Here is a 22,902-nt window from a genome sequence, read left to right as displayed (position 1 = left end):
ACATGCCCTTTGTGCAACACAATAAAAAAACATACATGTCTGCTTGCAATATGCCGGATTGGAGTTAGTTTGAGGGCAACTCGCAAGGATGGCGGGGAATGAGGAGAGACGGATGTTGAGCAGTTATCTGCGGCGGTCGACTGCCGCTTGCGCCCTTGTAGCAGCAGCCCTTGCACCAACGATCCTGTCGGCCCCAGCCTATGCAAACGCCGCGGTCGCAGCGGACGAAGCGCAGGCTGCGCCACAGGAATCGACAACGGAAGCAACGACCGATGGGACCAGCGCCACCAACGCAGGGCAGCTGAGCGAAATCGTGGTCACCGCGCTGCGCCGCGATTCAAACCTTCAGTCAACGCCAGTGGCGGTTTCCGCTGTTGACGCCAGCCTGATCCAGCAGGTCAGCCCGCGCGATCTGGGCGATCTGGCAGCCTTCGTGCCGAACTTCTCGGCCAACACCATCACCAATTTCAACGCCGCATCGTTTGCCATGCGCGGCGTCGGCCAGACCTCGATCATCGTCTACTTCGAACCACCGGTGGCGGTGCTCGTGGACGATTTCGTCGTGTCCTCGGTCCAGACCCAGCTGCTCGACGTGTTCGATGTGCAGCAGGTGGAAGTGCTGCGCGGGCCGCAAGGCACGCTGTTTGGCAAAAACACCACAGGCGGCGCGGTTACCGTGCGTACCAAGCGCCCTGAACTGGGTGCTGTCGGCGTGGATGCGCGGGCAGAGATCGGCAGCTTTGGTACCAAGCGGTTCCAGACTGCGCTGAACGTGCCAATTGGCGAAAACCTTGCTCTGCGGATCGTTGGCGGCGCGGAAAAGAGCGATGGCTTTTACAAGAACGGGGCCTGCTATGGCCCGGTGACCGCGCCGGTGACGACGAGCAAGTTCAACGGCGTTTCGGGCTGCCTTGATGGGGAATCCGCAGGCGGCAAGGACGTGGTCAACTTGCGCGCCAAACTGCTGTGGGAGCCGACCGACCGCATCCGCCTGTTGGCGCAATATGAATGGCTGCGGGACCGATCAGAGACGGTGCCTTCGGTCAACGAAAACGGGCTTTACACCGGTAATACGCCGTTCCTGACAGATGTGTTGAACGCCGTGCGCCCCAACCCGAACAGCAACGATCCGCTTGATAATGCAGCGGTCAGCTATCGTCAGGATGGGTTGATCAAGATGCGCGATGGCCAGCGCATTTCGGTGGATGGCATCTATCTTAACGGTGACATCGATTTCGATTTCGGCACGCTGACATCGGTCACCGGTTGGCGCCGGCAGGAATCGCGCATTCCGAACTCCTATGCGGGCGCAGTGCCGATTGCGGCAGACGGTCAGCCGCTGTCGATCTTTGACGCAACGCGCGACGACAACCGCAAGACCTTCCAGCAGGAACTGCGCTTTGCCACCGATTTCGGCGGTAATTTCGATATGGTGCTGGGCGGGTTCTACCAGCGTGAAACCATCGACTTCTGCGTGGCGCAGTTGCTCGGCTTCCTTGACCTGACATCCGGCCCGCTGCCGTTCGGCAACTGGAACGATACGCCTTATATCTTGTGCAATGCGCAAAAGTCGCGGTCGAAGGCGGCCTTTGCCGAAGGCACTTACAAGATCACGCCTGAAATCACGTTTACCGCAGGCGCGCGTTACACGTGGGAAGACAAGGAATGGTATGGCCGCCAGCAGGTGTTCATTCCTGAACTGAACGGCGGGTTTGATCCTTCGATCCAGATCGATGACGCGCTGGATGCCAGCGTGTTCAAGTTCCCCGCAGGCGTGATCCGCGTGGATGACCGCGCTCGCCGCGCCACATGGCGCGCCAGCCTTGGCTGGCAGGCGACGCCCGATATCTTTGCCTATGCGACCTATTCACGCGGGTTCAAGAGCGGGGGCTTCAACGACCAGATCGGCGGCTTTGCAGCCTTTGGCACCAACGTGGACCTGTTCCGCGCCGCAGCTCGTGCAACGCGCCCGGAAACGGCTGACAGCTATGAAGCGGGCGTCAAGACTGAGCTGTTTGACCGCCGTTTGCGCTTCAACCTCACCGGGTTCTATGTGAAGTACAAGGATCTGCAAAAGCAGCTCAACGTGCCGATCGTGGTGAACGGGCAGTCGAACCAGGTGACGATCTTCGTCAACGCGGCCAGTGCCACGGTGAAGGGGCTTGAGGCCGAAGCAACCGCGCGCCTGTTTGAAGGTTTCACGCTGCGCGGCGTGCTGGGTTATCAGGATGCGGCTTATGACAGCTATACCGCGCCGGGCGCGGGCTATGACCTTGCCACTGCGCCGCTGGACCGCGCGCCCAAGTGGCAGTGGACTGTGGATGGCACCTATGAAGTGCCGGTCAGCAGCGAGTTCAAGTTCGTGGCCAATGCCTCGGCTGCTTATACCAGCCGCAACCTGAACACGCAGGCGATTGACGATCCGCTGGGCAACACGTTCCTGAACGCGCGCACGCTGGTCAACGCCTCGCTCACGCTCTCGCAAGTGGACAACAAGTATTACGTCCGCGTGATGGGCCGCAACCTGACCGACGAGCGTTATCGCATTGCATCGCAGAACGTGGCGGGCCTGTGGCTCAACTCGAACTTCGGCGCGCCGCGCTACTTCGGCGCAGAAGTGGGCGTGAAGTTCCGCGGGCCCTGAGCCGATTTGCGGGGGGAATGATACCAGTACCAGATGGCCGCGCCTTATGGGTGCGGCCATTCCTGCCAACAGGAGTTGAGCATGAAGACTGATTTCGACCTGTGGGACATCCACACCGGAGCCCACCACCCGTTCAACGACCGCGCCCCCCGGATCGACAATGGCACCGGGCGCGTGGGGCCTGATCGCTATACCGACCCTGCCTTTGCCAGCGCCGAATGGGACCGCGTGTTTGCACGCAGCTGGCTGCTGGCTGGGCCTGCATCGGACATTCCCGAAGAGGGCGATTTCTTCAAATTCGATATCGGCCCGGAAAGCTTCATCGTAGTGCGCGGCGAGGATGATACGATCCACGCCCACTACAATGTGTGCCCGCACCGGGGCAGCCAGTTGGTGATGGGTGATTTCGGATCGCTCGACCGGTTCACCTGCCCGTTCCACAGCTGGAAATTCGATCTGGACGGCACCAACATTGCGGTGACCGACGCCGAAACCTTCCGCCCCGAAGTGCTTTGCCATGGCACCGACCTTTCATCGGTGCGGTGCGAAGTGGCGGCGGGGCTGGTGTTCATTTCGATGGACCCGGACATCAAGCCGCTGAAGGAATTTCTGGGGCCGATCCTGCCGCAGCTTGAACTGTACGAAATCGATCAGATGTATGTCGTCCAGCATCGCCGCTCAGACTGGGGCGCGAACTGGAAGGGCGGGGTGGATGCCTTTGCCGAAATCTATCACCTGCATGCGGTGCATCCGCAAACGCAGGGCCTGATGGATGATCGCACGCAGATAGATTTGTGGGAAGGCGGCCTTAGCCGTCAATTCGTGCCGTTTGCGCAGCCGAGCCCGCGCTATGGCGATCAGGAAGGCGTCAATCCCGGCATTCAGATGATGCTGCGCGATGCGGGCGTCGATCCTGAAACCTTCAGCGGCACCGCGCGCGAAACCCGCGCCGCCGTGCAGCAGGCCAAGCGCCTCCGGTCTGACGAGCTGGGCCTGCGCTATGACCGGTTCAGCGATAGCCAGCTTTCGGATTCGGTGGTCTATTCGATCTTTCCGAACGTGCAGATCGGCTGCCACCCCGAAGCGGTGTTCCTGCACCGGTTCATTCCGCACGCGACCGATCCGAACCAGTTCACTTATGACACCTGCATCCTTTATCGCCATGTCGATGCGCCCGGATATGGCGCGCCGGCGTGGATGGGCATGGGTTCAGAAGTGGACATGTCTGGCCGCACCCGGCCCGAGATTGTCCACACCAAGCTGGGTGAGCCGCCGTGCCTTGGCGAAGTGCTCGATCAGGACAGCGATCTGTTGCCGGTGGTGCAGAAGGGCGCGCATTCACGCGGCTTCAAGGGGCCGCTGTGGAGCGAGCAGGAAGGGCGGCTGCGCCACTTCCATGCCGAGCTGGATCGGTTGATGGCGGGGTAGGGGGCGGCTCGCGGCCGCTTCGCACTCGTCCTACTCCTCCGTCACCCCGGGCTTGACCCGGGGTCCCGCTTTCTTCCGACGTTGAAAGAAAAGCCTAATCCCGGGTCAAGCCCGGGATGACGATGGTGGTGGATGGGCTGGTGAGCGCATCTGGCGCAGGTCCAGGCTCCACCCTTCAGAATGGGCGGATCGTCACACCGTTGTCGATCACCAGTTCGGCGCCGGTGATGAAGCGCGATTCGTCCGAAGCGAGGAACACGACCAGTGCCGCCACATCATCGGGGTGGCCGGGCGTGCCGAAGGGCAGGACGCCTGCGGGAATGTCCTTCGCTTCACCAATGCGGCCTTCGGCTTCCTGCACCATCGGCGTTTCGATGGCACCGGGGTGGACCGAATTGCAGCGGATCTTGTAGCCCTTGACCTGCGCCATCACGGCCACCGATTTGGTCATCGATCGCACCGCGCCTTTGGCGGCGGAATAGGCGAAGAAGATCGGGTAGCCCAGCAGCGCACCGACCGATGACATGTTGATGATCGATCCGCCATCGCCCTTGTTCATCAGCGGGATGGCGTATTTCATGCCCAGGAAAACACCGTCGGTCATGATCGAATTGACCCAGCGGAACTTCTCCAGCGACGTATCCTCAACATCGGCGCTGAGCACGACCCCGGCATTGTTGACCAGCACATCGAGCCGCCCGAAGCGGCTTTCGATCTCGGCCATGACCGCGATCCACTGCTCTTCGTTCGACACATCGTGCGCCATGGCGATGGCCCCGCCGCCGATCCTGTCTGCCACGGCCTGTGCCGCAGCAAGGTTCACATCGGTGACGACAACGGTTGCGCCTTCGCGCGCCAGTGCCGCGCTATCTGCTGCACCAAGCCCTGATCCTGCGCCGGTAACGAGCGCCACTTTGCCTTCAACCCGGCCCATATCTCTCTCCCGATTTGCTATCGTGTTGTTTCAGGCTGCGCCGTCTTCTGAAAAGTAGTCCGGCATTCCGGCGGGCCAGATCACGCCCCATTGGGCCTGTCCGCCATCGATGATCATCAGATCCCCGTTGATGAAGCGCCCGGCGGGCGAGGCCAGATAGGCGATGGCTTCGGCCACGTCCCAGGCATTGCCGCGCATCTTCATCGGGTTGGCCTTGTGAAAGCGGGCCAGCGCCTCTTCGGGATACATGCGGAAACCTTCGGTTTCGATCACGCCGGGGCCGATGCAATTGACGCGGATGTTGTGCGGTGCCCATTCGGTGGCAACCGTCTTGGACAAATAGATCACGCCCGCCCGGGCGGCACAGGTATGCGCGGCTTGCGGCATGCCACGTTCGACATTGGCGACGATGTTGATCACATGGCCGGGCTTGCCAACCTCGCGCCAGCGCTTGGCGGCTTCCTGCATCATCCACCAGGTGCCGTTGAGATTGGTGTCGATCACCGCGAGCCAGCCCTTGCGGCTGAAATCAATCGCGTCCTGCGGGAATTGGCCACCGGCATTGTTGACCAGCGTATCCAGCCCGCCAAAGTGATCATGCACTCGGCCGATCAGGGCTTCGACCGCATCGGGATCACGAATGTTGGTGGATTGGCACAGTACATCGCGCCCGGTATGTTCGCGGATCAGCGATGCGGTGCCATCCAGCTTTGCCGCATCACGCCCGCAAATCGCCACGTTTGCGCCAAGCCGCGCGGCAAGGAACGCTGCAGCCTTGCCCATGCCGCTGCCAGCGCCAGAGATCAGGATGGTATGCCCGGCCAGCAGGTCTTCGCGAAACACGCTGGCCTGCTGCGCCAGCGAATCATCGTCCAGCCCGCGGCGCGGGCGGCCCGGATCACCCGGTTCAGGACGGAAGATGCGCGGTGCAGTTGTTTTCGACGCGGTCAAAGGCTCTTCCCCCGTGGATCGGTCATTCGTTTGTATTTACAGGATACGCCCTTGCCGGGCATCCAGCCGAAAACCGTTGCCTCACAGGTTAGCCCGATGCAATAAAAAAGACAAACACGTTTGATTGTGTTTTTTAACAGCACGGGCATCATTGCAGCCTGAACTGGCGGGAGAGAGAACGACATGCAGGCCCATCTCGTAGCGTCGGGGAAGTATCACGATATCGATTTTGCGCGGCTCGAACTCCTGAAGCTGCTGGCAGAGAACGCGCAGATCCGCACAACGGTTTCCACCGATTATGCCGATACCGCTGCTATTTCTGCAGCCAGTCTGCTTATCAGCTATACCTGCGATGTGGTGCCCGATGAAGCGCAGACCGCGGCATTGCGCGCCTTTGTTACAGGCGGCGGGCGCTGGCTGGCGCTGCATGGCACCAATGCCCTGCTGCGATTCGCCGAGGATGGCGTGTGCGAAACGCCCGATGAAGCGCCCGCGTTCATGGACCTGCTGGGCACGCAGTTTGCCGGACACCCGCCCATTGCGCCATTCAAGGTGGAGGTGACACGCGGCGACCACCCGATGACACAAGGCCTGCGCGCTTTCCGCGTGGAGGACGAACTTTACCTGACCCGCCCGCGCAGCGATATCGACGTGCTGCTGCACACCGCGTTTACCGGCACTTGCCCTGAATTCCGCGATTCCGATTGGGATGAGGCCCAAGTGCCCGTGCTGTATGAGCGGCGCGTGGGTGAGGGGGCGATCTTGTACCTCACGCTCGGCCATTGCCGGGGACATTATGATCTGGCCCCAGTGGCCCCGTTCTGGCCGCATCCGCAGCGCTGTGCGTGGAATTATCCGGTGTTTTACGAGCTGTTGCGGCGGGGAATCCGCTGGGGCTTCGGCCAAATCTGACCGACCGGCTCAAACAGGCGCAGCAGGGACCAGCGCAGCGATTTGCGATTCGAGATGGCGGAGCATCGGTTCAACCTTCTGCGCATCCATGCCGCCGGTCTGGACGCTGATCGCCATCCCTTCAAGCAAGGTCTGTGACAAGGTCATCGCCAGCGCAAAGTTGGCGGGCGCGCTCGCCCATTCAGGAAAGAGCTGTTCGGCCTGCGCATTGAATTTTTCAGCAAATTCATCTTGAAGTGGCTTCAGGATGCTGGCCAGATCGGCATCGGTGCGGGCGGCCACGGCCAGTTCGTGAAAGGCGATGAACGCTGGTTTCTGCAGCTGCCGCCAATAGGTTTCAACCAGATCGGTCACTTCATGGACCGGCTTGTCAGCCGCCCGGCGGAAGGCGCGCAGACGCTTTTCGTGGAGTTCGGCAATAGTCGCCTTGATCAGTGCGGTGCCATTGTCGAAGTGGTGCATCATCGCCCCGCGTGATAGTCCCGCTTCTTCGGCCACTTTGGGCGTGGTGGTATTGGCATAGCCATATTTGACGAGGCAACGCACGGTGGCTTCGATCAGGCGCGCACGGGTTTGCGCGGCCTTGGCGGCTTGCAATTGCGGCCCCTTTTCACGCCCGGCTTCGTTTGCGGGGCGGGGTTGCCGGACGGGGCGTGCAATCCGGGTGCGGGAAAGTGCCATTTTTCGTAAGCCTGATTCTGTGTGCGCAGAGGGAAATCGCCGGTTCGGCCTGCTGCCATAGCGCGCCCTTGCACAATTGGGCAAGAATGGCGGTGAAGCGTGCAAAAAAGGTGAACCGGCAGGCATAAAAAAGACAGATATGATTGTCTTTTTTGCAGTGCCGCGATATTCACTGCGACATAACAACGGCACCGGCTTTCGCAAGGTCCGCCGACATAGCCCGAAGGGCTATGGCCAGAACGATTAGGGGATGCATGGAAAACGGTCACGAAATCCACACCATAGGTGCGATGATCGCAAGTTCTGCGGCGCGCTTTGGCGATGACGAAGCCATCGTGTTTCCCGACCGGCGGCTGACGTATCGCGCGCTGGATGCCGCCGCTCGCCGCTGGGCGCGCGCGCTGATCGCGCTGGGGGTGGAGCCGGGGCAGCATGTCGGCCTGCTGATGCCGACATGTGTGGAATTTATCGAAGCGTTTTGTGGCATTGCCATGGCAGGCGCTGTCGCCGTGCCAATCAACGCGCGGTATCAGCCGCAGGAATTGGCCTATCTGGCGCGTGATGCCGATCTGGTCGTCCTGATCACCGCCGGAAAGCTCACCGATTCGCTCGATTTCTGCGAGCGGGTGGCCGCGGCGCTGCCTTCGATGTCGGGCCAGACGGCGAGCGCCGGACTGAACCTTCCCGAAGCGCCGCTGCTGCGCACGATTATCTCGCTCGACGAAGTCTGTTCGGCTTCGATGCTGCCACTCTCTGCCGCATTGGCGCGTGCTGATGGTGTGGACGATGCGGTGCTGGACGCGCGCATGGCTGCGGTTGATCCTGCTGACACGGCGATGATTCTCTATACATCTGGCACCACTTCCAGCCCCAAGGGCGCGATGATCTCGCACCGGGGGCAGGTGGGCAACAGCCGCAATCTGGGTCGGCGCTATGAATGCACCAGCGCGGACAAGGTGTGGTCGCCGCTGCCGATCTTCCACATCGCGGGCATCCTGCCGATGATCATGATCCTCGATCTGGGCGGCGTCTACATGACCGTGCCGCATTTCGATGCGGGCCTTGCGCTGAACATGCTGGGCCGCGAAGGCGCGACGATTGCCTATCCCAGCTTCGTCACGATCATGCAGGATCTGATCACGCACCCGACCTTTGCCCAGACGGATCTTTCGCGGCTGCGGGTGATGAATTCGAACTTTGCGGTGCAGCCCGCGTGGATCAAGGAGGCGGTGAAGGCCGCCATGCCGCACACCATTCAGGTGGGAACATATGGCCTGACCGAAGCGGCGGGCACCGTCTCGACCAGCCGCCTGTCCGACAGTTACGAAACCCGCACCGAGCGCTGCGGCACGCCGCTGAACGAATGGGAAATGCGCATCGTTGATCCTGAAACCGGGCGCGATTGTGCCGCTGGTGAGCGGGGCGAGATCGTGCTGCGCGGGCCGAACATGCTCAAAGGCTATTACAACGCGCCTGAAAAGACCGCCGAAGCGCTGCGCGATGGGTGGTTCTATACCGGCGATATCGGATCGATCGATGCAGGCGGCAACGTGATGTTCCATGGCCGCACCAAGGATATGCTGAAAGTGGGCGGCGAGAACGTGGCAGCTGCCGAGATCGAGGCGATGCTGCAGACGCACCCGGCGGTCACGCTGGCGCAAGTCGTCGGCCTGCCCGATGACCGCTATGTTGAAGTGCCCGCCGCCTTCGTGGAACTTGCCGATGGTGCCAGCGTGACCGAGGCGGAGCTGATCGCGCACTGCAAAGGCAAGCTCGCCAGCTTCAAGATCCCGCGCCATGTGCGTGTGGTAAGCGAGTGGCCGATGTCGACGTCGAAGATTCAGAAGTTCCGGCTGCGCGATGGGTTGATTGCGGAGTTGCAAGGGGTTTGAGGGGGGGCGGTGTTAACTCCTGCCATACACCCACCCCGCTCATGCTGAGCTTGTCGAAGCATCACGCCCAACCGTTGCGCCAGCACCCTTCGACAAGCTCAGGGTGAGCGGATTGGGGTAAAAGTAAAAACAGCTTACGCCGTATCCGAGCTGCCGAAAATCACCGTGGCCTGTGCTGAAAGCGTGCCGCCGTTGCCGTGGGCCAGCGCAACCTTCGCACCCGGTATCTGGTTCGCCGCAACCCCCCGCATTTGACGCACCGCTTCGGTCATGGCGAACATGCCGTACATGCCGGGGTGGCAGCATGAAAGCCCGCCGCCGTTGGTATTGACCGCCAGCGATCCGCCCGGCGCGATGCGTCCGCCTGAGACGAACGCGCCGCCTTCGCCCTTGCCGCAAAAGCCCAGGTCTTCGAGGAACAGGATCGTGTTGATCGTGAAGGCATCGTAGAGCTGGACGGTGTCGATATCCGCAGGCGTCACGCCCGCCATGGCCATGGCGCGCGGGCCAGATTCGGCAGCGGCGGTGATGGTTACATCTTCTGCCTGCGAGAGCGAATTGTACCATGTGGCTGCCGCCGCGCCGAGGATCGGCACCGGCGGCTGCGGGCAATCGCGCGCCCGGTCCATGCGGGTCAGCACCAGCGCCGCGCCGCCATCGGTGACCAGGCAGCAATCGCGCACCGAAATCGGCGTGCTGACCATGCGCGCGGCAAGGCAATCTTCGATGGTCAGCGGCCCTTTGGCGAAAGCTTCGGGGTTGGTATTGGCCCATAGCCGCGCTGCCACCGCCACTTCGGCCAGTTGTTCGCGCGTGGTGCCGTACTGGTGCATGTGGCGCGCGGCGGCCAGCGCATAGAACGACAGCGGATACATCGGCGCATAGGGTGCGTCCCACCGGTCTGGCCGGGCGGGGGTGGAAAGCTTGCCACCTGAAGAACGCTGGTTCGCGCCATAAGCGATCACCGCACAATCGAGGTATCCGGCATCGAGCATCATCACGGCCGTCACCAGGTGGCTCATGAACGAGGCCCCGCCTGCGCGGTTGTTGTCGGTAAAGCGCGGGTGGATGCCAAGGTATTGGGCGAGTGAAAGGCCACCGAACAGATCATCGGGCAGGGCGATGAACAGGCCGTCGACTTCCGGCAGGCCAATGCCTGCATCAGCCAGCGCGAGGTGGACGGCATTGGCCGCAATTTCGAGCGCGGAGTAGCCGGGCATTTCGCCCACGCCAAAGGTGGCGGAACCGGCAACGGCCGTGCGGGCGCGGGGGAAACGGTCGCCCATCAGGCTTGTCCTTCGTTCACTGGCCAATTTTCTACCGGATCGAACACCAGCAGCGGTCCTTCGGCAATGCGCGCCTGCACGGCCATGCCGATGTGCAGCGTTTCGGGCGTCACGCCTTCGACGCGGCTCATCATCCGTGCGCCTTCGGCCAGATCGATCAGCACGACGTTGTAGGGCGCTTCGGGCGGGCGGCGCTGAATCCATGTGGCGGAATAGACAGTGCCGTGCCCCGATGCTTCGATCCATTCGAGCGGTGCGCCCGTGCCGGGGGCATGTTCGCGCGGAGGGAACACGGCGGTTCCATCGGGCGCGCGCTGTAGCAGGAAGCGCCCTTCGGCCAAGGCCGCATCCCAGTGTTGCGCGGAACCGCTCATGATATCACCGCGCCACTGGCGACGAGTGCGGACACTTCGTCAGGGGTAAACCCGGCTTCGTTTAGAATGGCCATGTTGTCTGCTCCCAGAACCGGGCCGGGATCGCCGATGGCGCCCGGCGTTTCAGAGAAAGTGGTGGGAATGCCCGGATAGCGCAAACGCCCGGCCTCGGTCTCACGCTCTTGCCAGAAGCCGGTTTCCACCAGATGCGGATCGTGCAGCAACTGAGCCATTGAGGCGATAGGCGTGGCGGGAATTTCAGCGCGGCGGAACAGGTCCATCCATTCGGAGGTGCTCCGCGTGGCCAGTTCGCGGGCTACGCTGGCCAGCACTTCGCCGATGTTCTCGGTGCGGCTGCGCAATGTGGCGAACATCGGGTCTTGCGACCACGGCGGATTGCCCAGTTCGCGGAAGAAGGCCTGCCACTGCTTGTCGTTGTAGATCATCACGCCCACGTGCCCATCGGCGGTGCGATAGGGGCGGCGCGATGGCGATGTGGCGCGTGGATATTCGGGCGGGCCCTGGGGGGGATCGAACAGCGATCCGCACAGATGCTCCACGCTGGCAAAGGATACCATCGTTTCGAACATCGGCACTTCAATCTCTTGACCCAGCCCGGTGCGTTCGCGCGCAAACAGCGCGGCGATTACGGCATAGGCTCCGGTCAACCCGCTGACCTTGTCGGCAATCACGTTGGCCACATAGGTCGGCTCGCCGCCCGACAGCCGCGCCTGCAGATCGACCACGCCCGATGCGGCCTGCACGATATCGTCATAGGCCGGGTAATCACGGTACGGCCCGTTGCGACCATAGCCATAGAGGTTGGCGTAGATGATCTTTGGATTGGCCGCGCGCAGGGCTTCGTAATCTAGGCCAAGCCGCGCGATGGCCTGTGCGCGCATCGAATGGATGAATACGTCGGCCGTTTCCGCCAGACGCAGCACCGCATCGCGCGCGACGGCCTGCTTCAGATCAAGCGCTAGGCTGCGCTTGCCGCGGTTGACGTTGAGGAACATCGCCCCGCGCGTGGCTTCCGGGCCGGGAGGGATGGCGCGGGTGGTATCGCCAGCCGGGCCTTCGATCTTGATCACATCTGCACCCAGATCGGCAAAAATCTGCGTGGCATATGGTCCCATCAGCACGCTGGTAAGGTCCAGCACTTTCACGCCAGCGAGTGGCCCCAAACCTTTGCCGCTCATGCCGTTTCTCCACCGGGCCGAAGTGCCATGACGCTCATTTCAAGGAAATCCAGCAAAGGATCAATCAGGCTGTCATCGGCTGCCCCGGTCAGGTGGGCCCCGGTCAAGTAGGCAATGCGCATGCCTTCCATCAGCACTTGCGAAAGCGCCATGGCAAGGCGAAGGCGCTCAGGCTCGCTGACCCAATCGGGATAGAGTTGGCCGGCCAGCGCCTGAAACCGCTCGGCAAATTCGGCCTGCAGCGGCAGAAGAATGGCGGCAAGGCCTTCGTCCGTGCGCGCGGCCATGGCCAGTTCCTGAAACGCGATGAAGCCTGGCTTTTGCAATTGTTGCCAGTACCCGCGCACCATCGCGCGCACATCGCCGGTATGGGTTGAGGCGGCGCGGCGGAAAGCGTTCAGTCGCCGCTCGTGCAGTTCCACGATGGTCGCCCGAATCAGCGCATCGCCATTGGCAAAGTGGTGCAGCATCGCCCCGCGTGAAAGGCCCGCTTCTGCTGCCACCAGCGGGGTAACGGTCTTGGCATAGCCATATTTGACCAGACACGAGATCGTCGCCTCTATCAGCCGCGCCTGCGTGGCCGCGCTCTTGCGAATCTGCCGCCCCGGGCTGGTATCAACCAGATCCGGGGCGGGATCCGGAGGCACCGGATGCGATGATACCGTGGACCGCCTTGCTGTAAGCGCCATCTGTTTCCTGTCAGCCGCTGGGACGGCCTCTCCCCAAGTGTGCCGGCCTTGCTGAAAGCCGCCGGTCGAATATCTGGGTACACCATGCGTCACACGAAAAAAGCATGCAAGCATGTTTTTTTGTTTGCACTCTGCAAGGGCTGCAATAGAGTGCGTGCCAAGGGAGATAGGATGATGCGCATCCGCAGTGCCAGCTATGGCGCGCGGTGCATCAAGGATAGCGGTTCGGCCAGTGTGCCGGACAGGCTGGTCCGCCCGATCTTCACGTTTGGACGTTTGAAAGGGCAGGACATGGATCTCGGGCTGCAAGGAAAGAAGGCCATCGTTGTCGGCGGTGCGCGCGGCATCGGCTATGCCGTGGCCGAAATTCTGGCGCGTGAAGGCTGCGATGTGGCGCTTAGCGCACGCGGCGAGGATTCGGTGAAGGACGCAGTCGCTTCGCTCTCGCGCTATGGCACCAAAGTGATCGGCAAGCCGGTCAACGTGAAGCGCGCCGATGAATACAAGGCGTGGATGGAATGGGCGATTGAAGCGCTCGATGGCGTGGACGTGCTGATCCCCCTGAGCTCTGCAAGCGGCGGCATCGGCAGCGAAAAGTACTGGCACAACGCCTTTGAAACCGACGTGCTCGGCCCCGTCCGCGCGATTGAGGCGGCGATCCCCAAGATGACTGAACAGCAGCGCGGTTCGATCGTGCTGGTCGCAACCACTTCGGCGCTTGAAGCGATGGGCGGCCCGCAGGCCTACAACGCGATGAAGGCCTCGCTGATCACTTATGGCAAGCAGCTTGCGCTGGCCCATGGCAAGGACGGCATCCGCGTGAACGTGGTCTCCCCCGGCCCCATCGAGTTTGAAGGCGGCAACTGGGACATGATCAAGGGCACGATGGAAAAGTTCTACAATTCGCAACTGCGCCAGCAGCCATCGGGGCGGCTGGGGCGGCCCGAGGAAGTGGCGCGCGCTATCGTGTTCCTCGCCAGTGAAGCGGCCAGTTGGTGCAACGGTTCGCATCTGGTGGTCGACGGCGGCTTTACCAACCGGACGCACTTCTGATGTGGGACACTGCACGGATGGATGTGAAGCGCGTCGTCGACGTGATCCGCGTCGATCCTGCGGCGTACGCGGGCGGCACGCCGGTGGAAAAGGCGCCCGATCCTGATCTTGGCACCGATGTGATCCCGGCGGCACGCTATTACTCCGAAGAGTTCATGAAGCTGGAGTGGGAGCGGATCTGGTCAAAGGTCTGGCTGTTGGGCGGCCGGGCCGACGATATTCCCGAACCGGGCGATTATATCTGCACCGACATCGGCAAGGAATCAGTGCTGATCGTGCGCCAGCACGATGGATCGATCCGCTGCTTCCCCAATGTCTGCCTGCATCGCGGCAACCGGCTGCGGCCCGAGGGGCTGGGCAATGCCGAACAGTTTCGCTGCATGTACCACCACTGGACCTATGGGCTGGATGGCGCGATTGAGCGGCTGCCTGATCTGTGCACGTTCCAGCAAGGCGGGCCTCCGGGCATGACCTTGCCCAGCCTGCCCTGCGTGGAATGGAACAGCTTCGTCTGGTATTCGCTGAACCCGCAGGTTGAACCGTTCGACGATTACATCGCCCCGATGAAAGAGCATCTGGAGCCCTATCATCCCGAACGGATGGCTTGGTCGCGCGACGTGACGGTGGAGTGGGATTGCAACTGGAAGGCCTCGGTCGATGCCTTCAACGAGACTTATCATGTGCAGGGCATTCACCCGCAGCTGCTGTGGTATCTTGATGACGTGAACGTGCAGATCGACTGCTACGAACGGCACAACCGCTATCTGATCCCGTTTGCCACCATCTCTCCGCGCGTGGCCATGCCCAGCCAGATACCGCCTGCAATTGATGAAATCATGCGCAACGCGGGGATGGACCCGGCCGAATACGAAGGCCGCGTGGGCGATATCCGCCGCGATGTGCAGCTGTTCAAGCGCAAGCATGGGGCCGCACAGGGAAAGGACTATTCGGCGCTGAACGACGATCAGCTGACCGACGATTACCACTACATGATCTTCCCCAACGTGGCGCTGAATGTCCACGCCGATGACATCATGATGTTCCGCCAGCGCCCCCACGCCACCGATCCGAACAAGATGCTCTATGACGTGTGGGTGTTCGAACTGGTGCCGCAGGGTGAGGAATGGCCCGAGCGGGTCAAGCATCGACACTTCAAGCATGGGGACCGCTCCATCGGCCAGGTGCTCGATCAGGATGCCTACAACCTGCCCACCGTGCAGCTGGGCATGAAGTCTGACAGCTTTCCGGGGTTGTGGATCGGCGAACAGGAACTGCGCATCCGGCACTTCCACAAGGTGCTGGACGATTACATCTATGGTCCCGGCGGCAAAGGCCCGGACGACATCTGAGAGGAACTGCCATGTTGCAACTGGGCCACGACCAGCTGCTGGGCGCTTATCGGCGCATGAGCACGATCCGCGCTTTTGAAGAGCGGCTTCACGAAGAGATCAAGACCGGCGAAATCGGCGGCTTCACGCATCTGTACTGCGGACAGGAAGCCGTGGCCGTGGGCATTTGCGATCAGTTGACGGTGGAGGACAAGATCGTCTCCACCCACCGCGGCCATGGCCACTGCATCGCCAAGGGCTGCGATGTGCGGGGCATGATGCTCGAAATCTATGGCCGCGCCGATGGCCTGTGCAAGGGGCGCGCAGGTTCGATGCACATTGCTGATCTGGACGTGGGCATGCTGGGCGCGAACGGCATTGTCGGCGGCGGCGCACCGCAGGCAGTCGGCGCGGCGCTTGCGGCCAAGATGGACGGCAAGGGCCGGGTGGGCATTGCCTTTTCGGGCGATGGTGCGTGCAATCAGGGCACTACGTTCGAGGCCATGAACATGGCCGTGGTGACCAAGGCTCCGGCGATTTTCGTATTCGAAAACAACCACTATTCCGAACATACCGGCGTGGAATACGCGGTCGGCACTTCGCTCGACATTGCCAGCCGCGCCGAGGCGTTTGGAATGAAAGTGTGGCGTGCCAATGGCTGCGATTTCTTCGATACTTATGAGCAATTCCGCGAGCTGCTGGACTATGTGCGCGCAGGGCATGGTCCTGCCGCGATCGAGCTGGATACGGAGCGCTTCTATGGCCACTTCGAAGGCGATCCGCAGCGCTATCGCGGCCCCGGAGAGCTGGACCGCATCCGAGACGAGCGCGATTGCCTGAAGGCTTTCCGCAAGACCGTGACCGAAGCCGGGCTGCTGACAGAGGCCGAGATGGACGCCATCGATGCCGAGGTTCACGCGCTGATCGACGCCGTGGTGGCCGAAGCCCGCTCTGCCGCCGATCCCGATCCGGCGACTGTCGCCGACGACGTTTACGCCGAATATTACTGAGGATTTGCGATCATGGCGGTGATGAACATTCGTGAAGCGATCCTGCGCACCTTGCATGCAGAGATGGAGCGCGATCCCGACATCCTTGTGCTGGGCGAAGACGTTGTTGGCGGTAACGGCACTGCGGGCGGCCCCGAGGCAATCGGTGGCATCTGGGGCACGACCGGCGGCCTATGGGAGAAATTCGGCCCCAACCGGGTGATCGACACACCGATTTCAGAAAGCGCGATCATCGGTGCAGCCGCTGGCGCAGCGCTTGCGGGGAAACGCCCGGTCGCCGAGCTGATGTTTGCCGATTTCGTTGGTGTCAGCCTTGACCAGTTGTGGAACCAGATGGCCAAGTTCCGCTACATGTTCGGCGGCAAGACCAAGTGCCCCGCCGTGGTGCGCATGGTCTATGGCGCGGGGATGCAGACGGCGGCGCAGCACAGCCAGTCGGTCTATGCGCTGCTTACCGCCATGCCGGGGCTGAAGGTCGTTCTTCCCACGACGCCCGCCGATGCCAAGGGCCTGTTGACTGAAGCCTTGCGCGGCGATGATCCGGTGATGTTTTTCGAACACAAAGCGCTTTATGGCGTGAAGGGCGAAGTGCCCGATGGCGATTATCGCGTCCCCTTCGGCCAGGCACGGATGGTGCGCGAAGGCGGCGATGTGACCGTGGTGGCCTGCGGGCGCATGGTCAACTTTTCCGAAAAAGCGGCTGACAAGCTGGCAGCCGATGGCATCGGTGTGGATCTGATCGACTTGCGCACCACCAGCCCGATGGACGAGGACGCGATCCTTGATTCGGTGGAGCAGACCGGCCGCTTGGTGGTGGTGGATGAAAGCCCGCCGCGCTGCAGCCTTGCCGCTGATATTTCGGCACTCGTCGCCACGCGCGCTTTTACCAGCCTTAAGGCTCCGCCCGAAATGGTCACCGGCCCCCACGCGCCGATCCCGTTTTCGCGCGGGCTGGAACGGGCATGGCTGCCCTCGCCACTGACGATCGAGAGCGCGGTCCGCCGCACTCTCGCGTTCCGTTGAGCGGGGGGCGGGCCATGGCCAAGCTCAAGGCGTTCACCATGCCCAAATGGGGCATCGAGATGGCCGAAGGCACGATTGCCGAATGGATGGTGGCCGAAAACGCCGCCTTCACGCGCGGCACCGTGCTGACCCTGATCGAAACCGACAAGATCACCAACGAGGTGGAAGCCGAAGCCGACGGCCGCTTTGTGCGCATTCTGGCCAAGGCCGGTGAGACCTATCCGGTGGGCGCCCTGCTGGCGGTGCTGTCGGACGGTGGCGAGGCGAGTGCGGCAGAAATCGATGCGCTGGTTGCGGGCTTCCGCGCCTCTGACACCAGCTTCGATCCCGATGCGGGCGAACCGGCAGCACCTGTTGCCACCGCTGCGCCTGCCGCACCGGAAATAGTCGTGCCTGAAGGCCTTGCGATCAGCCCCGCCGCACTGGAACAGGCCAAGGCCTTGGGCGTCGATCTGGCCACGGTGCAGGGCAGCGGACGCAACGGCCGCATCTCAGCGCAAGACGTGGCGCAGGCCGCGCGCGCTCCGGCCCAACCCGCGCTCGTCGGTGTGTTCCCGCTCCTGCCCGAAGGCCCGGTCAAGGCAACGCCGGTCGCGCGCCGTCTGGCGCTGCTGCATGAGATCGATCTGGCCAAGATCACCGGCACCGGCCCCCGTGGCCGCGTGCGCCGCGATGATGTGCTGGCGGCGGTCGCCAATGCTGCGCCGGTCGTGGTGCCGGAACCGGTTTCGGCCCCGGTGATCGCAGCGCCAGTGGCGGCAGCCGCAGGCGCACCAGATGTGCAGCCAATGTCCTCGATGCGCCGAACCATCGCGCGCAGGCTCACGCAGTCCAAGCAGGAGATCCCGCACTTCTACGTCCGCCGCCGCGTGCGAGCAGACCGCCTGCTGGCGCATCGCGCCGCCACCACGGGCGACAAGCCGAGCGTCAACGACTACCTGATCCGCGCCTGTGCGCTGGCGCTGCTGGAAGTGCCAGCGGTGAACATTCAGGTCCACGGCAACGACATCCACCGCTTTGCGCAGGCCGACATTTCGGTGGCCGTCGCCACTGATCGTGGCCTTGTAACGCCCATCGTGTTCGGGGCCGATGACCTGTCATTGGCGCAGATTGCCGCTGCGATGAAGGCGCTGGCGCAAAAGGCCCGCACTGGCAAACTGCGCCCCGAAGAAATCGCAGGCGGCAGCTTCTCGCTGTCCAACCTCGGCAGCTTTGGGGTGGAGCAGTTTGATGCGATCATCAACCCGCCGCAGGGCGCAATCCTTGCCGTCGGCACCGCGCGGCCCGAACCCATCGACGATGCCGGAGCCATCCGCATCGTGCCCGTCCTCAACCTTTCGCTAAGCTGTGATCATCGCGCGATTGATGGCGCAGATGCCGGGCGTTTCATGGCGGCGCTGGCCAGCCTGATCGAACAGCCTGATCTGTTGGCCTGACCGGAGAATCCTCAAATGAACTTTGCCCTGACCGAAGAACAGCGCCAGCTTCAGGAAGCCGCGCGCGAATTTGCCCGTGCTGAACTTCCCGCGATTGCCGCTGAGTGCGAGCGGAACAATACCCCGCCCAGTCACGCGCTGATCAAGCGCTATGCCGATATGGGCTTCCTTGGCATCAATGTGTCGTCCGATCTTGGCGGGCTGGGCCTCGGCAATGTCGAGGCGCTGGTGGTGCTGGAGGAATTTGCCAAGATTTCCTCGGCCGTGGCTTTCCCGATCTTCGAATCCTCGGTCGGCCCGGTGCGCGCGATCGAACACTTCGGGTCTGACGAGCTGAAGCGTCGCGTCGTGCCCAAAGTGTGTGCAGGCGAGATGATCGTGGCGGTTTCGATGTCCGAACCCGATGCCGGCAGCGCGCTGACCGATTTGAAAACGCGCGGCGAACAGCGCGGTGACAAGATCATCCTCAACGGGACCAAGCGCTGGTGTTCGGGCGGGGGCCATGCCGATGCCTATGTCGTCTATTGCCGCCTGTCCGATGCACCGGGGGCCAAGGGCATTGGCGCAGTGCTGGTGGAAAAGGACGCCCCCGGCCTCAGCTTTGGCCCGAACGAGGAACTGATGGGCTTTCGCGGCGTGCCTTCGTCAGACCTCAACTTCGACGATTGCGAGATTCCGGCGGCCAACGTGATCGTGCCCGCAGGCGGGTTCAAGCAGCTGATGGAAGCGTTCGATCTGGAACGCTGCGGCAATGCCACGATGGCGCTGGGCCAGGCCTCGGGCGCGCTGGAAGATGTCAGCGCCTATGTTCAGGAGCGCAAGCAGTTCGGTAAGCCGATCGTGGAATTTCAGGCGGTGCAGATGAAGCTGGCCGAAATGCACATGAAGGTGGAGGCCGCCCGCCTGCTGATCTGGCGCGCGGCATCGCTGGCGCAGGATGGCCTGCCATCGGTGCTGCACAGCTCCACCGGCAAATGCTTTGCCAACACCATTGCGCGTGAAGTGACCGGCGATGCGATGCAGCTGATGGGTGCCTATGGCTATTCCAAGGACTTCCCGATGGAGCGCCGGTTGCGTGACAGTTGGGGCTGGGGCATCGCGGGCGGAGCCATCGATATCCAGAAGACGAACATCGCCGGCGCCATGCTGGGCCGCCGCTTCGATCAGCGGCGCTAACAGGTGGAACGCTTGCTTCACGTGTTGGGCAGCCCGCGCGGGGTGCGCTCACGGTCAGACATGGTGGCGCGGCGGCTGATCGAACGGTTAGGCGTGGCGCAAGCGGAGGCGCTGGACCTTGCCAGTGCCGCCCTGCCAGCCTTCGACGGCACGACCATAGAAGGCCGCTATGACCTGATTGAGGGCCGCGAAGTGCGCGCCGAAGTGGTGGAAGCATGGGAAGGCATTGGGCGCACGGTCGAACACTTCTTGTCGTTCGATACCTATGTGTTCAGCGTGCCGATGTGGAACTTCGGCGTGCCGTGGCGGCTGAAGCAGTACATTGATGTGCTGACCCAGCCCGGCCTTGCCTTCACCGCCGACGCCACCGGCGTCACCGGCCTTGCCGCCGGACGCCGCGCGATTCTGGTCTGTTCAGGCGCGCTCGATATCCGGCCCGGCCAACCCGGCGCAGAGCTGGATTTCCAGACGGCGTTCATGAAGGCGTGGCTGGGGTTCATCGGCATTACTGACGTCCACGAAGTGCAGGTGCGGCCTACGTATGGCACGCCTGAGGATGTGGAAGCCGCGATGCAGCGCGCCTATGCCGATGCAGATGCGCTGGCGACTGCGCTTGCAAGCTAATTTAACTCCCCCCCCCCCCGTTCGTGTCGAAGGGCTCGACACGAACGGAGTTAGGTTGAGAGAATCATTTGCCCCCAGCATCCCTGCTGCGCCCCTCGCGCGTATAGACGAGGTTGATGCTTTCGAACGTGACGCATTCGGTGCCATCGTCCAGCAGCACGGCATAGCGGGTGATTGCAGTGCCACGCGCCTTGCCGCTCCGCGATGGTTCCAGGCTGATGATCTCACTGGTCACATAGATCGTATCGCCCGCGCGCACCGCGCGTTTAAGGCGCAAGTGTTCCCAGCCCACGCCGCAAACGAAGTCGATGTCGCTGTTGATCGTGTGATCTAACTGCCGCCACAGCGCCAGAACATGGATGCCGCTGGCCACCACTTGCCCGAACACAGATGCGCGCGCCGCTTCGGGATCGGTGTGGAACCACTGCGGATCATAAGCGCGGGCAAACTCCACGATTTCTGCTTCGGTCACCGTGCGTGTGGCCGATTGGCGTTTCAGCCCCACGGCCAAGTCTTCAAAGCACAGCCACGGCATGCCCAGCGGTGAAAGGTCGGTTTCGCTCATCAGATTTTCCCTTCGCGCGGCACATCCAGCATCCGCGCCAGCCCCTGTTGTGCCACCGTGGCCACCAGCGTGCCATCGCGCCGGAATAACTTGCCAGTGCCCATAACGCGCGCGCCCGATGCCACCGGGCTATCGAGCGCATAGAGCAGCCAGTCATCCACGCGGAACGGATTGTGGAACCAGATTGCGTGATCAAGGCTGGAGGTCTGCAGATGATCGTCGGTCCAGGCAATCCCCAGCGGCCGCAGACCGGTCTGCATGATGTGCGTGTCGCTGGCATAGGCCAGCAGCCGCTGGTGGACATGCAGCGGCGCATCGACCGTGGCATTGGCGCGCAGCCAAAAGTGGCGTTGCGCTGGCTGCGGCGTGGCAAGGCGGATCGGGAAATGTTCGACCGGCCGCCATTCAAACATTTGGCGGCGGCACCAGAAGGGGCGGTGGCGCGCGGGCACATCGTCCATGGCGCGCGCGAAAATGGCGGGCAGCGGCTCCAGCCCCTCCGGCCCGGCAACGGCGGGCATCGCTTCGTGATGCGCGGCACCTTCCTCTGCCACCTGAAACGATCCCATGGCATAGGCCACCGGCACGCCATCCTGCGTCACGGCCACGCGCCGCTGGGCAAAGCTGCGGCCATCGGTATCGCGTTCCACCGTGAAATCCAGCGGACGGTCGATCAGCCCGGCGCGCTGATAGAACAGGTGCAGCGCATGGGCGTCCTTGTCCTGCGGCACCGTGGCGCGCATCGCGGCCAGCGCCTGCGCCACGATCATGCCGCCGTACAGCCGCAGCAAACCGCTGGGCAAAGGCCGGGTGTGAAAAGCATCCGGCCCGACTTGTTCGAAATTGAAGATTGCTTCGCGTTCCAGATCGGGATCGTCGGGAAAGGGATTGGTCACGCCTGCGCCGCCGCCTTGCGCGCCGCGCGTACCGATGCGCCGATTTCGGCATTGGTGGGATTGCGGCGCAAGGTCAGCCCGCCGTTCACTTGCAGCACCTGTCCGGTCATGAAGCAGGCATCGTTGCACAGCCATGCCACAGCCTCGGCCACGTCTTCGCTGGTCCCTACGCGGCCCAATGGATATTCGGAGGCAAAGGCCTCGATCAGGCCGGGGGTGGTGCTGGCCTTGCCGGTCATCGGCGTGGCGGTGAATCCGGGGGCGACAGAATTGGCGCGGATGCCGCGCTTGCCGAACTCGTTGGCAACGCAGCGGATAATGTGATCCGCCCCTGCCTTGGTGCCCATATAGATCGCGTGGTCTTCCAGCATGATCGATGCCGTGGCCGATGAAATCTGCACCAGCGACCCGCCATCGCGCATTACCCGCAGCATGGCCTGATAAAACAGCATCGCCCCGGTCAACTGCAGCGCCACCATGCGCTCGATATCCTCGCGCGTGGTTTCAAGGAAGGGCTTGAGCAGGCCCCACCCGGTGGCGTTCACCGCAATATCCAAGCCACCGAAATGCTCCACGGCGCTGCTTGCCAGACGCGCCAGATCGGCCTCATTGGAAATGTCGCACCGGCTCACTGCCAGCCCGCCGATGTCCTGCGCGAGCGACTCCAGCGCCTCGGGCGCACGGCCTGCGACGACGACCTTGGCCCCCTCGGCTGCCAACTTGCGCGCGATGATTTGCGCCATGTTGCCGTGGCCTGCCGCGCCGATGACGACGGCTACCTTACCTTCAAGCGTTGCCACC

At 62.7% G+C, this 22,902-nt stretch carries 21 protein-coding genes; 11 read left to right on the top strand and 10 right to left on the bottom strand.

Going from position 1 to position 22,902, the window contains the following annotated elements; translation table 11 throughout:
• Positions 1-112: 112 nt before the first annotated feature.
• Complete coding sequence (locus AC2A1F_RS06310) at positions 113-2,644, top strand: TonB-dependent receptor (protein ID WP_484207883.1); 2,532 nt, start codon at positions 113-115, stop codon at positions 2,642-2,644.
• Between the two features lie 81 nt (positions 2,645-2,725).
• Positions 2,726-4,072: an aromatic ring-hydroxylating oxygenase subunit alpha gene (locus AC2A1F_RS06305; RefSeq protein WP_484207882.1), complete on the top strand. Its 1,347-nt coding sequence runs from the start codon at positions 2,726-2,728 to the stop codon at positions 4,070-4,072.
• A 175-nt stretch (positions 4,073-4,247) separates the two neighbouring features.
• Here the strand turns inward: AC2A1F_RS06305 and AC2A1F_RS06300 are convergent, their stop codons facing one another.
• Entirely contained in the window at positions 4,248-5,006 is a 759-nt protein-coding gene (locus AC2A1F_RS06300) for an SDR family oxidoreductase (RefSeq protein ID WP_484207881.1), read from the bottom strand.
• A 30-nt stretch (positions 5,007-5,036) separates the two neighbouring features.
• The gene (locus AC2A1F_RS06295; RefSeq protein WP_484207880.1) at positions 5,037-5,957 is read right to left on the bottom strand and encodes an SDR family oxidoreductase; all 921 of its coding nucleotides are present in this window, start codon (positions 5,955-5,957) and stop codon (positions 5,037-5,039) included.
• Positions 5,958-6,140: 183 nt separating this feature from the next.
• On the opposite strand from AC2A1F_RS06295, the gene AC2A1F_RS06290 reads away from it, so the two are divergent.
• Entirely contained in the window at positions 6,141-6,869 is a 729-nt protein-coding gene (locus AC2A1F_RS06290) for a ThuA domain-containing protein (RefSeq protein WP_484207879.1), read from the top strand.
• Positions 6,870-6,878: 9 nt separating this feature from the next.
• Here AC2A1F_RS06290 and AC2A1F_RS06285 read toward each other — a convergent pair whose 3' ends face one another.
• Positions 6,879-7,550: a TetR/AcrR family transcriptional regulator gene (locus AC2A1F_RS06285; RefSeq protein ID WP_484207878.1), complete on the bottom strand. Its 672-nt coding sequence runs from the start codon at positions 7,548-7,550 to the stop codon at positions 6,879-6,881.
• A 290-nt stretch (positions 7,551-7,840) separates the two neighbouring features.
• Between AC2A1F_RS06285 and AC2A1F_RS06280 the strand changes: the two genes are divergently transcribed.
• Entirely contained in the window at positions 7,841-9,442 is a 1,602-nt protein-coding gene (locus AC2A1F_RS06280; RefSeq protein ID WP_484207877.1) for a class I adenylate-forming enzyme family protein, read from the top strand.
• Positions 9,443-9,576: 134 nt separating this feature from the next.
• Here the strand turns inward: AC2A1F_RS06280 and AC2A1F_RS06275 are convergent, their stop codons facing one another.
• The 4 genes from AC2A1F_RS06275 to AC2A1F_RS06260 are packed head-to-tail and all read right to left on the bottom strand — an operon-like array spanning position 9,577 to position 12,990.
• Positions 9,577-10,728: a thiolase gene (locus AC2A1F_RS06275; protein ID WP_484207876.1), complete on the bottom strand. Its 1,152-nt coding sequence runs from the start codon at positions 10,726-10,728 to the stop codon at positions 9,577-9,579.
• The gene (locus AC2A1F_RS06270; RefSeq protein ID WP_484207875.1) at positions 10,728-11,102 is read right to left on the bottom strand and encodes a Zn-ribbon domain-containing OB-fold protein; all 375 of its coding nucleotides are present in this window, start codon (positions 11,100-11,102) and stop codon (positions 10,728-10,730) included. Before AC2A1F_RS06270 ends, AC2A1F_RS06275 begins: the two co-directional genes overlap by 1 nt.
• On the bottom strand, positions 11,099-12,301 hold the full coding sequence (locus AC2A1F_RS06265) for a CaiB/BaiF CoA transferase family protein (RefSeq protein WP_484207874.1): 1,203 nt from the start codon (positions 12,299-12,301) through the stop codon (positions 11,099-11,101). Before AC2A1F_RS06265 ends, AC2A1F_RS06270 begins: the two co-directional genes overlap by 4 nt.
• Positions 12,298-12,990: a TetR/AcrR family transcriptional regulator gene (locus AC2A1F_RS06260; RefSeq protein WP_484207873.1), complete on the bottom strand. Its 693-nt coding sequence runs from the start codon at positions 12,988-12,990 to the stop codon at positions 12,298-12,300. Before AC2A1F_RS06260 ends, AC2A1F_RS06265 begins: the two co-directional genes overlap by 4 nt.
• A gap of 171 nt (positions 12,991-13,161) precedes the next feature.
• Between AC2A1F_RS06260 and AC2A1F_RS06255 the strand changes: the two genes are divergently transcribed.
• The 7 genes from AC2A1F_RS06255 to AC2A1F_RS06225 are packed head-to-tail and all read left to right on the top strand — an operon-like array spanning position 13,162 to position 20,640.
• Positions 13,162-14,043 carry an SDR family NAD(P)-dependent oxidoreductase gene (locus AC2A1F_RS06255; protein ID WP_484207872.1) on the top strand — a complete coding sequence of 294 codons (882 nt, stop codon included), beginning with the start codon at positions 13,162-13,164 and terminating at the stop codon, positions 14,041-14,043.
• Positions 14,043-15,392 carry an aromatic ring-hydroxylating oxygenase subunit alpha gene (locus AC2A1F_RS06250; RefSeq protein WP_484207871.1) on the top strand — a complete coding sequence of 450 codons (1,350 nt, stop codon included), beginning with the start codon at positions 14,043-14,045 and terminating at the stop codon, positions 15,390-15,392. Before AC2A1F_RS06255 ends, AC2A1F_RS06250 begins: the two co-directional genes overlap by 1 nt.
• Positions 15,393-15,406: 14 nt before the next feature.
• Positions 15,407-16,381, top strand: a complete 975-nt coding sequence (locus AC2A1F_RS06245) for a thiamine pyrophosphate-dependent dehydrogenase E1 component subunit alpha (protein WP_484208182.1) — start codon at positions 15,407-15,409, stop codon at positions 16,379-16,381.
• Positions 16,382-16,393: 12 nt separating this feature from the next.
• A complete protein-coding gene (locus AC2A1F_RS06240) occupies positions 16,394-17,404 on the top strand; it encodes an alpha-ketoacid dehydrogenase subunit beta (RefSeq protein WP_484207870.1) in 1,011 nt (336 codons plus the stop codon).
• 14 nt (positions 17,405-17,418) lie between these two features.
• Complete coding sequence (locus AC2A1F_RS06235; protein WP_484207869.1) at positions 17,419-18,840, top strand: dihydrolipoamide acetyltransferase family protein; 1,422 nt, start codon at positions 17,419-17,421, stop codon at positions 18,838-18,840.
• Positions 18,841-18,855: 15 nt separating this feature from the next.
• Positions 18,856-20,016 carry an acyl-CoA dehydrogenase family protein gene (locus tag AC2A1F_RS06230; protein ID WP_484207868.1) on the top strand — a complete coding sequence of 387 codons (1,161 nt, stop codon included), beginning with the start codon at positions 18,856-18,858 and terminating at the stop codon, positions 20,014-20,016.
• Positions 20,017-20,019: 3 nt separating this feature from the next.
• The gene (locus tag AC2A1F_RS06225) at positions 20,020-20,640 is read left to right on the top strand and encodes an FMN-dependent NADH-azoreductase (RefSeq protein ID WP_484207867.1); all 621 of its coding nucleotides are present in this window, start codon (positions 20,020-20,022) and stop codon (positions 20,638-20,640) included.
• Between the two features lie 64 nt (positions 20,641-20,704).
• Here AC2A1F_RS06225 and AC2A1F_RS06220 read toward each other — a convergent pair whose 3' ends face one another.
• From AC2A1F_RS06220 to AC2A1F_RS06210, 3 genes are read right to left on the bottom strand one after another with little or no spacing between them, the layout of a single operon-like run.
• Positions 20,705-21,205 carry a MaoC/PaaZ C-terminal domain-containing protein gene (locus AC2A1F_RS06220; protein WP_484207866.1) on the bottom strand — a complete coding sequence of 167 codons (501 nt, stop codon included), beginning with the start codon at positions 21,203-21,205 and terminating at the stop codon, positions 20,705-20,707.
• A complete protein-coding gene (locus AC2A1F_RS06215; protein ID WP_484207865.1) occupies positions 21,205-22,101 on the bottom strand; it encodes an acyl-CoA thioesterase in 897 nt (298 codons plus the stop codon). Before AC2A1F_RS06215 ends, AC2A1F_RS06220 begins: the two co-directional genes overlap by 1 nt.
• Complete coding sequence (locus AC2A1F_RS06210) at positions 22,098-22,901, bottom strand: SDR family oxidoreductase (RefSeq protein ID WP_484207864.1); 804 nt, start codon at positions 22,899-22,901, stop codon at positions 22,098-22,100. Before AC2A1F_RS06210 ends, AC2A1F_RS06215 begins: the two co-directional genes overlap by 4 nt.
• Between the last annotated feature and the right edge of the window lies 1 nt (position 22,902).

The sequence above is a fragment of the Novosphingobium sp. HNCC26BN242 genome, from assembly GCF_057180525.1.
This window is presented reverse-complemented; position numbering and strand designations above follow the sequence as displayed.

Bases quoted from the DNA above. Each gene is read 5' to 3' on its own strand.
- AC2A1F_RS06275 (WP_484207876.1), bottom strand. From the start codon at position 10,728: ATGGGCGACCGTTTCCCCCGCGCCCGCACGGCCGTTGCCGGTTCCGCC.
- AC2A1F_RS06235 (WP_484207869.1), top strand. From the start codon at position 17,419: ATGGCCAAGCTCAAGGCGTTCACCATGCCCAAATGGGGCATCGAGATG.
- AC2A1F_RS06300 (WP_484207881.1), bottom strand. From the start codon at position 5,006: ATGGGCCGGGTTGAAGGCAAAGTGGCGCTCGTTACCGGCGCAGGATCA.
- AC2A1F_RS06290 (WP_484207879.1), top strand. From the start codon at position 6,141: ATGCAGGCCCATCTCGTAGCGTCGGGGAAGTATCACGATATCGATTTT.
- AC2A1F_RS06240 (WP_484207870.1), top strand. From the start codon at position 16,394: ATGGCGGTGATGAACATTCGTGAAGCGATCCTGCGCACCTTGCATGCA.
- AC2A1F_RS06250 (WP_484207871.1), top strand. From the start codon at position 14,043: ATGTGGGACACTGCACGGATGGATGTGAAGCGCGTCGTCGACGTGATC.
- AC2A1F_RS06255 (WP_484207872.1), top strand. From the start codon at position 13,162: ATGATGCGCATCCGCAGTGCCAGCTATGGCGCGCGGTGCATCAAGGAT.
- AC2A1F_RS06280 (WP_484207877.1), top strand. From the start codon at position 7,841: ATGATCGCAAGTTCTGCGGCGCGCTTTGGCGATGACGAAGCCATCGTG.
- AC2A1F_RS06260 (WP_484207873.1), bottom strand. From the start codon at position 12,990: ATGGCGCTTACAGCAAGGCGGTCCACGGTATCATCGCATCCGGTGCCT.
- AC2A1F_RS06270 (WP_484207875.1), bottom strand. From the start codon at position 11,102: ATGAGCGGTTCCGCGCAACACTGGGATGCGGCCTTGGCCGAAGGGCGC.
- AC2A1F_RS06310 (WP_484207883.1), top strand. From the start codon at position 113: ATGTTGAGCAGTTATCTGCGGCGGTCGACTGCCGCTTGCGCCCTTGTA.
- AC2A1F_RS06220 (WP_484207866.1), bottom strand. From the start codon at position 21,205: ATGAGCGAAACCGACCTTTCACCGCTGGGCATGCCGTGGCTGTGCTTT.
- AC2A1F_RS06230 (WP_484207868.1), top strand. From the start codon at position 18,856: ATGAACTTTGCCCTGACCGAAGAACAGCGCCAGCTTCAGGAAGCCGCG.
- AC2A1F_RS06305 (WP_484207882.1), top strand. From the start codon at position 2,726: ATGAAGACTGATTTCGACCTGTGGGACATCCACACCGGAGCCCACCAC.
- AC2A1F_RS06265 (WP_484207874.1), bottom strand. From the start codon at position 12,301: ATGAGCGGCAAAGGTTTGGGGCCACTCGCTGGCGTGAAAGTGCTGGAC.
- AC2A1F_RS06285 (WP_484207878.1), bottom strand. From the start codon at position 7,550: ATGGCACTTTCCCGCACCCGGATTGCACGCCCCGTCCGGCAACCCCGC.